The following is a 13,274-nucleotide window of genomic DNA, read 5'->3' as shown; positions in this document are numbered from 1 at the left end:
CAATACAAAGCCATTTCAGGGGCCTTAAACCTGCCGGACGCTCAAATTGTTCATGAAGCTTACTCGCCTCTGGCTGTCGTCCAGGTGGTCCAGGCAAAAGGACTTCGCACAACCGCAGGCTTAAGCCTGATATCTCCCTTTCAGGTGCCGGTCCAGAAAGGGATTTTTTTTAACGGTAGTTCAATGAGTCCCATAACCCCCTTTAAAGGTAAAAAAAACGATATACGATACCTTCAACATCTGGCACCCTATCTTCCTTTTCATGTGATAGATAAAACTAAGCGAAAGCGTGTGTTGATTATTGGATCAGGCGGCGGAGAATCCATATTAAAATCAATTTTAAGCGGGTTTAAATATATTGAAGCACTTGAAGTTGACTCGCGTGTTATTTTTCTCATGAAAAATCAATTCGGGCCTTATTCCGGGCATATCTACACCAGGGAAAATGTGACCATCCATAACCGGGAAGCCAGAAGTTTTATAAAACAGACCTCAAAAAAATATGATCTTATCGAGCTTGCCATGATTGATGCCTACAATACTGCCGCATCAGGCGTTTATGCCTTAAATGAGACTTACCTGTACACGATTGAATCCATAAAAGACTATGTCGGGCATTTAAATGACGAAGGCCTTCTTGCCATCAGCAGATGGGTGGTCACCCCTGCAAGGGACAACCTTAAGATATTCAGTATGGTGATAGAAGCATTGCGGCAAATGGGAATGGATGATATTCAAAATCATCTGATCGCCATACGGTCGCTTCAGACCCTGACACTGCTGGTTTCCAAATCTCCCATCACAGGAAAAATGATCGATAAAACAAAGACGTTTGCCAAAGAACGGCTTTTTGATCTGGTGTATTATCCGGGCATCAGTGAAAACCAGGTGAACCGGTTTATTCAACTTAAAACGCCGGTGTATCATGAGGCATTGCAAAAACTGTTTTCCAACGATTCAAAAGACTTTATTGAGGCCTATGACTTTGATATTCGTGCTGCCACAGATAACCGGCCTTATTTTTATAATTTTTTTAAACCCGCAGTGATCAGATATATTAAAACCTACGGCCCATCCCAGATCCCTGTCACCGAATGGGGGTACCTTATTCTGCTGATCATCCTTTTGCCTGTCCTGGTCATAAGTTTTGTTTTTATTGTCCTTCCCCTGCTGATAACGGGTCCCAAAGCAACCCGGATGAAGAAAACCATCTTTGCCTATTTCTCTCTTATTGCTGCAGGATATTTTTTCATTGAAATGTCGATGATACAGAAAATGATCCTTTTTTTGGGCCATCCGTCGTATTCTCTTTCCGTCATTATTGCAGGACTTCTTATTTTTTCCGGTATCGGCAGCCTGTTCTCAACCCGGATTTTCCCTGAAAGTAAACGGATTTTTTTTTCAAGCTTATGTATTATTTTTGTGACAGGGTTTTATCTCATTTTCATGGATCCGATTTTTTCATTTTTCATTTCCTTTTCCCTTGGGCAAAAAGTGGTCCTCACCCTGATGATGATTGCACCTTTAGGGTTTTTCATGGGAATTCCTTTTCCCTGCGCCTTGAATTTTTTAAAAAGAGAAGATGAGTTTTCTCTGGCCTGGGCATGGGGGATTAACGGATTTTTCAGCGTTATCAGTATTCTTCTGGCAACGATTCTTGCCATCATTTTCGGGTTTAAAGTCGTCATGCTGATTGCCATTCTCTGTTATGGCTGTGCCGGGGTCCTGTCTTGTCAGTTCACCAGGGAAAGATAAAAGTCCTGCCAGAAGAATCACTTTATTTTGGATGATCCTTTTCAAAGGATTTCAATCTGTTTTCAAGATCCTTGAACCTCTCCTTCCCTGTCAGGGAAACACATGCCCTCAACCCTTCATGTCTGTCACTTCCCGTGGTGGTCAAAGAGATGGCACTGATACCGTAATAGAGCAGTTCTTCTACCAGTTCGATCCCACTAAACCCGGGGTATGAAATGGTAAAATAAAATCCGTCGGCTATTTTTTCACCCTCATCCATGTCATAGACAATCTGAAAGCCATTGTTTGTGAAAAGCTTTTTCATGACTTTTGCCCGATCTCCATACTCTTTTACACTTTCCACAAAATTATAGTCGCCGTTGTTGATCGCCTTTAAAAGACCTGTAAGCCCCCATTGGTTGGTGTGGGAAACACCGGAGCTTAATGAATACATGGCACCGAAAATATAGGCATAGCCAAAGCTGTTGGAGCCGAAATAAGGTTCAAGGTTATTTCCTTCAGAGTTAAAAAGCTTATCAGGAATGGCGGTCATACCGATTCTCTGGCCTGCAAGGGAGAAGGCTTTGGAGCTTGAAATGAGCAGGATGTAATTGTTCGTGTATTTAGCAACAGACGGGATAAAGGGTTCTTGTCCGGGCACGGAATAGTCTTTCCTGAAATCCATGCCAAAATAGGCCAGGTCTTCCATGACAATGCAGTCATATTTTGTGGCCAGTTCGCCAATGATCTGAAGCTCCTGATCGGTAAAACAGATCCAGGCAGGATTGTTGGGATTGGAGTACATAAGGGAGGCAATGTCGCCTTTTTTAAGATAGGATTCAAGTTTTGGTTTGAGCTTGTCGCCCCTGAATTCATATACGTCAAAATTATCATAGGGTACACCAATGACACTGGCCTGACGTTTATTGACAGGAAAGCCCGGATCTATGAAGAGGATCTTGTTTTTACCTTTTATGCGGCGGGTGGTACACATCATGGCCAGATAGCATCCCTGCATGGAGCCCACCGTGGGGAAACAGGATTCAAGACTGATGTCCACATCAATGAAGTTTTTGACAAACTTTGAGATTTCAAGTTTTAATTCAGGGATACCGTCAAAGGGCGGATATTTGGAACCCACCCCTCTTTTTAAAGCTTTAATTTCCGCATCCACGGCTATTTTTGGGGGATCAAAGCCCGGCACGCCCATTTCCATGCGGATATATTTTTCATTGGCAGCGGCTTCAATATTATTCACGATCCGGTTCAGCTCCCTTATGGAGGCAAGGCCAACGGATTTAAGTCCCATTTTTTTTATTTCCTGCGTGACAATGGAAGGGTCAATCGGAGTTTTTTTGGGCGGTGTTTTCATGTAGTCTCTTTTTTAATCTAATTATAAAAACAGTTTATAAAGGGGGTAAGGTCTGCTATCCGGCACCATGAAACGAACAAGAGTCAGACTTATTTGGAATTGCCGTTTATTTTCTCCTGCATTTTGTCGCTGAACCGCTTGACGTGATCCATGATAATGGCAGAAGCTGCTTTTGCATCATTGACTTTCATGGCATCAATGATCTTTTCAAAGTCTGTAAGGTTTTCAAGGGTTCTTTGTTTGTTCATGGGAAGGTATTCTTCATAGTACCGGTGAATATTGTCATGGACGCTTTTCTGCACAAACTGGAACACGGGGTTCCGGGTCATGGTACCGATATAGGTATGCACTTTTTCATCAATCTTAAGAAAATTTTCCCAGTCATTTTTTTCATAACAGGCTTTTGCCTGATTAAAAAGAGCTTCCAGCTTCTTGACATCTTTTTTTGTGGCACGGGTGGCAGCAAGCTCAACCAGGCGGCCTTCGATTTTGATTCGAAACTCTGCAAGGTGTTCAAGGGAGACACCCCCCGAACGGATTAAAAGGGCCAGAGACTCAACAACAGGTTCGGCATCAATGCGTTTGACAATGGCCCCACCTGAGACGCCCAGTTTGATTTCAATGAGTCCTTTTTGCTCAAGCACTCTTAAGGCTTCCCTTAAAGTTCCGCGGCTGGTGTTGAACCTGTCTTTTAATTCCCGTTCCGGCGGAAGTTTTGTGCCGGGCGAAAGCTTTCCGTTTATAATGGCATCCTGTATCTGTTCAACCACATCCTGGAATACTCTGCTCTGCTTTGCTTTTTTAAACATTAAATCGTCCCGCAGGTCTCCTATTTAAATTGTTCTATTCCAGAAAAATCTCTGTATAAATTAAAATGTTTTAAAACATCTATATCATCCTGTGTCAATTCGCAAGTCACAATCCTTGTTAGTAATTCTCCAAGCCCCGGCCCTAACATATAGCCCTGGCCGCACATACCGATGGCATTAATAAAATTAGGAAATTCTTTTGTTTCTCCAACAATGGGGAACCCGTCAGGTGTCATGGGGTATTGTCCTCTCCATGTTCTTCTGACTTTAAGATTGGCAAGTTTTGGAAAGAGAGCCACCATTCGTTTGGCCACCTGGGGGAGAAATACAGATGTGGCTTCACTGTCTGTTCCTTTCATCAGATGCTTGGGCGTCAGGCAGAAAATCACCTGGCCTTCATTGTTCTGGTAGAAATAAAAATTAGCTGAATCTTCTGTTGCCGGATCCTGGGAAGGTCTTAAATCAACAATCATGGGTCCGAAAAACCGTTGAACCGGTTCTGTGATAGCACCTTCATGGCTGTCCGGTACCACAGGGAAATCAAGACCGATCATCTGTCCCATCTGCCGGGCATAATTGCCTGCGGCGTTGATGACTTTTTCGGCGGTGTATTCATCCTTGTCGGTTTTAATTTTTATTTCAGTGTCACTTGAAATGGTGATGGCTTTTACTTTTTCTTTAAATTTATATTCGGCGCCATATTCAAGGCTTTTAAAATAAAAAGCATTAATGGCTAAAAGGGGGGAGGCACTGCCGTCTTTTGGCGAATAGGTTGCGCCCTTCAGGTTTTCTTTGTTAATGCCGGGAACGATTTTAAGATATTCTTTTGGTGTCAACCAGTCAATATCCAGGTTAAAGGACTTCTGGATTTTCATTAAATCCTTTAATTTTTTGGCGTCCTCGTCTGTATAGGCAGGAAAACTGTACCCGTTTTGAATCCAGCCGATATCATCGCCATGGGTCTCTTTCCAGGTAGAAAATATTTCAATGCTTCTCTGACTGGTTAAAATTTTCCCTTTATCCGAATGGGTGGCCCTGATCCCACCGATGGCCTTTTTGTTCTGCCCCTGACCCGGGGAGGCAAGGGCATCAATGACAAGTACCTTGACCTTGTTTTCAGCCAGTGACAAAGCAGCAGGAACACCAACGGAACCCGCACCGATAATGATGACATCGTAATTTTTCATTATTGACCTCCATTGGCAAATTTGCCTAGGGGAACTTCAATATACAGGGGTCGCCGAACATTGTTGACAATGTCTTCCTGGGCTGTCTTTTCGGCCCAAAAGATTTGTTTCATCAGGTTTTCACAGGTTTTATACCCGCAGGGTCCCATGCCGGCCCTTGAAATGGCCTTGATCTGGTTCATATCTGTAATGCCTTTTTGGACAAGTTCTCTGATCTGACCTGCCGTCACCCTTTCACAAAGGCAGACCACTTCATCGTCCCGGATATGATCATGGGGGATTTTTTGGGTCAGTTTTTTGGTAATTTCTTTTTCCTGGATAGTAAATGCCACCACTTTTTTGGCAATATCCTTTGGCACTCTGACCCTTACAATCCGGGTCCGGTCGCTGTTTTTTGTCTCTCTTGCCCCAAGAGCCTTGTAGGCGCCCAGAGGATTCCCATCCACATCAACCAGGGCAATATCATCCCCTTTTTTGACTTCAAAATTGGATATTTCATAGGGCAGAAAGACCACCGGGTTGTCCCTGTCTTTCCTGTAATCCACCAGGGTGATGGCAAGTCCGGGGCAGATGGTAAGGCATTTCATGCATCCTTTGCACTCACCGTCAAATTTAGGCAGGCCTTTGATGGGATCTCCCTGCATCTGGATGGATCCTTCATCGCAAACCGTGCTGCAGGGGTTGCAGGGAATTTCCTGCTTGCAGTGAATCACCGGGAAGATTCCGTCTTCATCGCCTGGGGTTTTAAGTTCCTGAACAGGTCCGGGATGGGATTTGAGGATATCTGCTTTCTCATACCAGGATTCAGGGATTTCTTTTGTGTCTGGTTTAAAGTGCTGAACAACTTTTAAGCCTGCAATTTTACCATTGAACATGGCGGATGATGCTTCAGCAATTTCAGAGGCATCGCCTGCTGCAAACACCTTGATGCCGGCGGATCGGGCTTCCTCAGTGAATTCTGAAACAGATTCAAGACCCACGGCAATCAGTATGGTGTCACACTCAAAGGTTTGTTCGGTGCCTTCAATAGCCTGGAAGTTTTTATCGATTCCGGCAATGGTGACCGAAGAAACCGATTCCTTCCCATTGGCCGATACAATGGAATGGGAAGTGTATATGGGAACGCCAAGCCTTTTGAGCTTGTCCTCATGAACTTTATATCCCCCGCATTCGGGAAGGGCTTCTGCAAGGCCCACGACGTTTATACCGGCCTGTAATGCATGGTATCCGGCAATAATGCCCACATTGCCACCGCCGATGATAAAGAGTTTTTCCGTGGGTTTGACAAGATCCCGGTTTACAAGGGTTTGAAATGCACCGGCGCCATATATCCCTGACAATGAATTACCTTTGAACCGTAAGAATTTTTCTCTGGCACCGGCAGCATTTAAAATTGCTCTTGGGGTGACAATTTTATAGACACCATCTTTGAGGATGCCCACTTTTTTGTCATCAAACACATAGAGAGCCGTGCTGTTTTTCCATACATCAATATGGGAGCCCTCTTCAACTTTCCGGGCCAGCATGCGGCCGATATCCATGCCGCGCATGCCGGCATGGGAGTCTTCTTGCGAACCGAAAAACTTATGAGTCTGCAGGACAAGTTTTCCGCCAAGTTCATCCTTATCGTCTACCAGGATGGTGTTGATCTTATGGTCGTCAAGTTGAATGGCTGCGGACAATCCTGCGGGCCCACCGCCGATGATGAGCACATCAACGGCTGTATGTTCAATATTGCTGATTTGCGCCATTTCATCCACATCAGGAAGTTTGGGCAATCCTTCAACCCTTTCAACAATCATATTTTCTTTGACGGCAGTCATACAGGCTTTTACCGGTATGCCGTTGGCAATGACCGTGCATTTTGCGCATTGCCCGTTGGCACAGAATATTCCCTGGGCAGAACCGTCTTTATGGTGATGACCGAATATTTTTATATTGTTTGCAAAAAGTGCAGATGAGATCATCTCATTCTTTTTGCCCACAAGTTTTGATTTGTTCCAATAAAAAGAGACCATTTCTTTTTTTGGAACATCCAAAACCGGATGGGAGTTAATTCTATTATCTGTCATTTTTTCTCCTGAATATATAATTTCGCTATGCCAATGGTTAAACCATTCGACATTGTTTGTCAATCATATTTTCAAACCAGATAATTTTTAAATCACTTTGAATATTGACTCTCAACACTGAACACTTTATTCTTTCAGTATGAAAAAATTATTCAAGATCATCTTCGGACTTATTTGTGTTTTGGTATTGGGTTTCGTGGGGCTTGTCGGATATGCTACTCTGTCAGACTATCGGCCTGATCCAACGGCTTTGGTATTTGAGAAACAAGATGCCAAGGCAATTTCTATACAAAAGAATTACAAATTTTTGATCTGGAATATCGGTTATGGGGGCTTGGGCCGGGACATGGATTTTTTCTATGATGGCGGAAAACAGGTGAGACCGACCAGACAAATCGTGGAAGAAAATATTTCAGCTATTGAAACCTTTATTGCCCGGCAAAACGATATTGATTTTTTTTTATTTCAGGAAGTGGATCAAAAATCCAAGCGAAGTTATTCCGTTGACGGGTATTTGAAAATAGAAAAGCTATTTCCCCAATTTCATTCAAGCTTTGGGAAGAATTATGATGTCTTTTTTGTGCCGGTTCCGCCGACCGATCCCCTGGGCTCTGTTTTGTCAGGTTTGCAGACACTGGCCCGATTTGAACCTGTTTCAGTTATCCGGCATTCTTTTCCGGGGAACTATGCATGGCCCCAGGGGCTGTTTATGCTGGACCGGTGTTTTTTGGTGTCAAGATATTTGCTTGAAACCGGAAAAGAGCTTCTGGTAATTAATACCCACAACTCAGCCTATGATGACGGCAGTTTAAGAAGCAACCAGATGGCCTACCTTAAGAATTTTTTAATTCAGGAATATGAAAAGGGCAATTATGTGATTGTAGGCGGAGACTGGAACCAGTGTCCGCCAAACTTTAATCCTGAGTTTCGACTAAACCCCATGGATAATGAAAATCGTATGGATATTGAAAAAGACTATCTTCCGGAATGGAATTGGGCCTATGACAGGAAGATTCCAACCAATAGACGTCTTGTTGCCCCATATGATCAAAAGACAACCCTTACAACGGTGATTGATTTTTTCCTGGTGTCACCGAATATTGAAGTCAAACAGGTCCAGGGCATTTATCTTGATTTTGAACATTCGGATCATCATCCTGTGAAACTGGAAGTCAGTTTAAAATAAATTCTACAAATAGGTTTTAAAAGCATTATCGGTCATAAGGTTTCCTTTTCTTATAACCCTGTCGTGGTGGTTTTTTCGTGACAGCTTTTTTTTGTTTTTCTTTATCGACTGGATTTTTTTCAACAAATATGGGGGTCATGGAAAAAGGATCTAAGCCGGTATAATACATCAGGGTCGAATAGGTTGAAGGGGAGGGGGTAAAAATCTGAACCTGTTCAGGTGTCATCTTAAGCTTTTGAGTGGTAAATTGTTTTAAAGCATTCATGTCTTTCATACTGCACCCCGGGTGGGCAGCAATTAAATAATAGGTTAGAAATTGTTTTTTCCCAGCTTTTTTACTCAATACATCAAATCTGTTTTTAAATTGTAAGAGCATGTCAATATTCTGTTTACCCATTAAGTTTAAAACATGGGGCATAGTATGTTCCGGCGCTATTTTCATTTGACCTGAAACATTGTCTTTTACGATTTTTTCAAGGTATGCAGGACCGTTTTTTTTATCATTTAATATTAGATCATAACGGATGCCCGAGCTGATAAAGACCTTTTTAATGCCAGGCAGTTTTTCAATTTTCTTGATCAGTCTCATATGTTTTGAATGATCAGGGGCAAGACTTTTGCAGGGCTCGGGAAAGAGACAGCGCTTATCCTGGCAAGCCCCTTTTTTAAGTTTCTTTTTACATTCAAACCCGTACATGTTTGCAGTGGGACCCCCAAGATCCGTGATATATCCTTTAAAGTCTTTAAGGTTTGAAATAGCTTTTGCTTCATTTATAATGGAGTCTTCGCTTCGAAACCTTACAGTCTGGCCCTGGTGAATTGAGATGGCGCAAAAATTACACTCACCATAGCAGCCGTAATGGATGGGAATGGAAAATCGTATGGTTGAAAGCGCTCTGACGGTTCCAGACTTTTTATAAAACGGGTGAAGATCTCTTTCAAATTCAAGGGAATGGATATGATCAAGTTCTTTAGTGGTACTATAGGGTTCTGGCGGATTTAACACCAGAAAGCGGCCATTGTGTTGTTGACAAAGCCTTTGAGCGGTTATGGGATCATTGTTTTCATAAAATATATGAAAACTTTTAATATAGTCATCCCTGTTTTTTTGAACGGCTTCAAAGGAGGGCAGTTCTTTCCCCTTTTTTTCCTTTGAAATAAAGGCAATGCCGTTTAAAATATCTGGATTTTTGTTTTCTCTGAGCGCTGTTGCAAATTTTATGATGGATGCGTGGGCCATGCCAAACAAAAGATAGTCAGCTTTTGCATCAAAGAGGATAGATCTTCGAATTTTATTTGACCAGAAATCATAGTGGGCTATCCGCCTCAGGCTTGCTTCAATTCCGCCCAGGACAATGGGTCTGGTTTTTTTGAAATATTTTCTGACAAGATTGGAATAGGCAATCACAGCTCTGTCCGGGCGTCGATTATTTATACCTCCCGGGGTATAATCATCTTTTTTTCTTCGTTTTTTGGTGGCTGTGTAATTGGCCACCATGGAATCCACACACCCCCCTGTGATGCCCCAGAAAAGAGCCGGTTCTCCAAGCCTTGAAATATCTGTATTGGTGTTCATGTCCGGCTGGGCAATGATTCCCACGCGAAAGCCTTTATCAACAAGAATTTTGCCGATGATGGCAACCCCTATAAACGGTGAATCAATATAGGCGTCTCCTGTGATAAGAATTACATCAAGCTGTTTCCAGTTAAACTGTTTGACCTCTTTCAGTGTTGTGGGAAGAAACATGGTTGACGCTGGTATCCTTAAAGTTTTTTATATCCGATTTTCAACTGGGGCATCATACAAGATAAGCCGCTGGATTACAATCCCGGCATCCCGCCAGCTTTTACTGATTATAGTTTATGACATGAGAAAATAAATGCCGAATACGGCAATTACAGCTCCGGCAACCGCCCTGATGGAGACATATTCTTTGTGAAGAAGAATTGAAAACGGAATAATAAAAACAGGCACAAGAGAGAGAAATGTGGAGGCTACTCCGGTTGTCAGATAATGCAATACCATAAGGGAGAGAGATACCCCTAAAAACGGTCCGATGGCTGAACCAATGGCCGTAAATAATACAGCCGTTGTATCTTTTACGGCAGTTTTAACATTTCCCCATTTTCCAGTGACAGTAAAGAAAACAAGAAAACAGGCAAAAGCTGCAATCGCCCTGATCTGGGTTGCAGCAAATGCATCCAGATATCCCGATTCTGTCTGCATCCCGGTTTTGCTTAAAACATATCCCAGTGCCTGACCAAACATTCCCCCGAATCCAAACAAAATACCCTTTACCGTGATGTTCCTGATTTTCAGGCTTGAAGAATTGGAAGCTTTTTGATTTCTTTCAAGGATAACAATCCCGACACCGAAAAGAGTGACAAACATACCCACCCATTGGTGGAGGACATAAGCTTCATCCAAAAATGACCAGCCGATTAGGGCTGCTGTTGGTGCAGACAGGCTGAAGATCAGCATGGTAACCCTTGGTCCTATTTCAACAAGGGCCTTGAAAAGGAAAATATCTCCTATGAAAAAACCGATGATTCCTGAAAGAGAAAGATAAAACCAGGCATGGGCCGGAAAGTGGACAGGAAAGATATATCCATGCCTGAAAAATAAAAAAAGACTGAAAAGAATTAAAGCGACAGTCAATCTGATAATATTGACCGGAGTTGCCCCCACTCTTTTGGATGCAGCTTCGAAAAACTGGATACTGATGGTCCAGCAAAACACAGTGGTAATGGCGATCAATTCACCTGTCCAGGGCATTAAAATCCTTTTTTGATTGAAATTAAAAAAACTCATAGTTAGATGATATGGGATGAAATTACAAGGGGAATATCCGAATCTTGATATGGATCATGCAAGATGATATAGTTTTACACTTTATACATTACAGACAAGCAGGGTTAAAATAAAATGAAAAAAAAGGATAAATTTACATTCAGATGTCAGTCATGCGGTGCTCAGGCTCCGAAGTGGATGGGAAGATGTCTGGAGTGCGGCGCCTGGGAGACTTTGGTGGAAGAGCGGATTATTTCAGGCGTTTCGCAAAAGAAAAAATCTTCTTTTCTGCCTGAACCCGTTCCGATTGATTCTATGGCAGTGGAAGAAACCGACAGAATCAAAACCGGAATAGCAGAATTTGATCGTGTGCTGGGGGGCGGACTTGTTGATGGGTCATTAATTCTGATCGGCGGTGACCCCGGAATTGGAAAATCTACTTTAATGCTGCAGGTGTTGTCAAAATTATCCGAGGCCAAGAAAAAATGTCTCTATGTGTCGGGTGAAGAATCTGTCCGGCAGCTTTCCATGAGAGGGAAACGCCTGAATTCAAAGGGCGCTTCCATGTTTGTGGTATCTGAAACAGACTTGGATTCCATACTGGCCATGGTGGAGCAGTCTAAATATGATGCCCTGGTAATTGATTCCATTCAGACCGTATTTCATCCTGATGTATCTTCAACTCCGGGCAGCGTAACACAGATCAGGGAAGCGGCCATGCAGTTTATGAGGCTTGCAAAGACAACTGGCATTCCTGTTTTTCTTGTGGGTCATGTCACCAAAGTTGGTGCCATTGCAGGCCCGAGAATTATGGAGCACATGGTGGATACGGTTTTATATTTTGAAGGGGACAAGAGTCATGTCTTCAGGATTTTAAGGGCGGTTAAAAACAGGTTTGGTCCCACAAATGAGATTGGTGTGTTCGAGATGAACGAAAAGGGACTGACCCAGGTCCCCAATCCCTCTGCCGTTTTTTTATCTGAACGCTCAGCCGTTGCACCGGGTTCTGTTGTAACCTCATGTATGGAAGGCACACGGCCGATCCTTGTTGAAATTCAGGGCCTTGTATCAAGTTCCAGCCTTGGAACACCCCGGCGAACTGTTTTAGGGCTTGATACTCACAGGGTTGCCTTGATTGTTGCGGTGATGGAGAAAAGACTTGGGATGAATCTTTCCGGTCTTGATATTTTCATGAATGTTACAGGGGGGGTTAAAATTGTGGAACCGGCAGTGGATCTTGCCATTGCGGCAGCACTGGCTTCAAGTTTCCTGGATAAGCCGGTGGATAAGAAGACAACATTGATTGGAGAGATCGGACTTACGGGAGAAATACGGGCCGTGGGTCACGTCCAGGCAAGAATCAAAGAAGCCGCAAAAATGGGATTTACAAAATGTCTTGTTCCCAGCAATTCAATCAAGCAGTTATCTAAAATAAAAGGAATGACCATTGAAAGTGTCAGCTTTCTAAAAAGTGCCATGGAGGTATTGTTTTAATGGCAGCCAAAAAAAAGAAAAAATCCCAAAAGCTAAAACTAGGCAAAAATCAGTGGGAAGATCATTTAACAAGACGGGCAAAAGCTGAGAATTACCCAGCGCGATCCATATATAAGCTCGAAGAAATTCAAAATAAATTCAAGGTCATGAAAAAAAATGACCGGGTGCTTGACCTTGGATGTGCACCGGGTTCATGGTTGCTATACGCAGCCAGACAGGTGGGGAATTCTGGTAAAGTATTTGGTATTGATTTAAAACAAATTGATATTAAATTGCCCGATAATGTGGTTGCAATTAAAGATAATATATTAAATTTGGATAATAATTTTTTTTTAGATAAAGATTTAAGGTTCAATGCAGTCCTCAGTGATATGGCTCCTGCAACAACCGGGAGAAAGGATGTGGATGCATTAAGATCTTTTGAGCTTTGCAATATGGCTTTAAGGGTCGCAGATGATTTTTTGGTTGAAAATGGTAATTTTGTCTGTAAGATATTTCAGGGTAATGACTTTAATGACTTTCAAAAAAAGGTTAAGTCAAGATTTAAAGACTGCAAAATATTTAAACCGGACAGTTGTAGAAAACAGAGTAAAGAAATATATATTATTGCAAAATATAAGAAGTAAGGG

At 42.6% G+C, this 13,274-nt stretch carries 10 protein-coding genes; 4 read left to right on the top strand and 6 right to left on the bottom strand.

Going from position 1 to position 13,274, the window contains the following annotated elements; genetic code table 11:
* On the top strand, nucleotides 1-1,755 hold a 1,755-nt coding region (locus HGJ91_RS14790; protein WP_291348602.1), incomplete at its 5' end, for a hypothetical protein.
* Between the two features lie 22 nt (nucleotides 1,756-1,777).
* Here HGJ91_RS14790 and HGJ91_RS14785 read toward each other — a convergent pair.
* The 4 genes from HGJ91_RS14785 to HGJ91_RS14770 form a co-directional block, all read right to left on the bottom strand.
* Nucleotides 1,778-3,106 (bottom strand): pyridoxal phosphate-dependent aminotransferase, encoded by a 1,329-nt coding sequence (locus HGJ91_RS14785; protein ID WP_291348601.1) that lies wholly within the window; start codon nucleotides 3,104-3,106, stop codon nucleotides 1,778-1,780.
* An 89-nt stretch (nucleotides 3,107-3,195) separates the two neighbouring features.
* The gene (locus HGJ91_RS14780; RefSeq protein ID WP_291348599.1) at nucleotides 3,196-3,915 is read right to left on the bottom strand and encodes a FadR/GntR family transcriptional regulator; all 720 of its coding nucleotides are present in this window, start codon (nucleotides 3,913-3,915) and stop codon (nucleotides 3,196-3,198) included.
* Nucleotides 3,916-3,935: 20 nt separating this feature from the next.
* A complete protein-coding gene (locus HGJ91_RS14775; protein WP_291348597.1) occupies nucleotides 3,936-5,102 on the bottom strand; it encodes an FAD-binding oxidoreductase in 1,167 nt (388 codons plus the stop codon).
* A complete protein-coding gene (locus HGJ91_RS14770; protein WP_291348596.1) occupies nucleotides 5,102-7,174 on the bottom strand; it encodes an FAD-dependent oxidoreductase in 2,073 nt (690 codons plus the stop codon). Before HGJ91_RS14770 ends, HGJ91_RS14775 begins: the two co-directional genes overlap by 1 nt.
* Before the next feature lie 181 nt (nucleotides 7,175-7,355).
* On the opposite strand from HGJ91_RS14770, the gene HGJ91_RS14765 reads away from it, so the two are divergent.
* Nucleotides 7,356-8,360, top strand: coding sequence for an endonuclease/exonuclease/phosphatase family protein (locus HGJ91_RS14765; protein WP_291348595.1), 1,005 nt, complete (start codon nucleotides 7,356-7,358; stop codon nucleotides 8,358-8,360).
* A 25-nt stretch (nucleotides 8,361-8,385) separates the two neighbouring features.
* Here HGJ91_RS14765 and HGJ91_RS14760 read toward each other — a convergent pair whose 3' ends face one another.
* On the bottom strand, nucleotides 8,386-10,107 hold the full coding sequence (locus HGJ91_RS14760; protein ID WP_291348592.1) for a YgiQ family radical SAM protein: 1,722 nt from the start codon (nucleotides 10,105-10,107) through the stop codon (nucleotides 8,386-8,388).
* Between the two features lie 114 nt (nucleotides 10,108-10,221).
* Complete coding sequence (locus tag HGJ91_RS14755) at nucleotides 10,222-11,136, bottom strand: DMT family transporter (protein WP_291348591.1); 915 nt, start codon at nucleotides 11,134-11,136, stop codon at nucleotides 10,222-10,224.
* 150 nt (nucleotides 11,137-11,286) lie between these two features.
* Between HGJ91_RS14755 and radA the strand changes: the two genes are divergently transcribed.
* Both radA and HGJ91_RS14745 read left to right on the top strand, forming a co-directional pair.
* Nucleotides 11,287-12,645 carry a DNA repair protein RadA gene (gene radA / locus HGJ91_RS14750; RefSeq protein ID WP_291348589.1) on the top strand — a complete coding sequence of 453 codons (1,359 nt, stop codon included), beginning with the start codon at nucleotides 11,287-11,289 and terminating at the stop codon, nucleotides 12,643-12,645.
* Complete coding sequence (locus HGJ91_RS14745; protein ID WP_291348587.1) at nucleotides 12,645-13,271, top strand: RlmE family RNA methyltransferase; 627 nt, start codon at nucleotides 12,645-12,647, stop codon at nucleotides 13,269-13,271. The genes radA and HGJ91_RS14745 overlap by 1 nt, the downstream gene beginning before the upstream one ends.
* The last annotated feature ends 3 nt before the right edge of the window (nucleotides 13,272-13,274 follow it).

Source organism: Desulfobacula sp. (genome assembly GCF_014237455.1).
Classification (GTDB): domain Bacteria; phylum Desulfobacterota; class Desulfobacteria; order Desulfobacterales; family Desulfobacteraceae; genus Desulfobacula.
The sequence above is the reverse complement of the archived record's forward strand: the minus strand, read 5'-3'. Positions and strand labels throughout refer to the sequence as shown.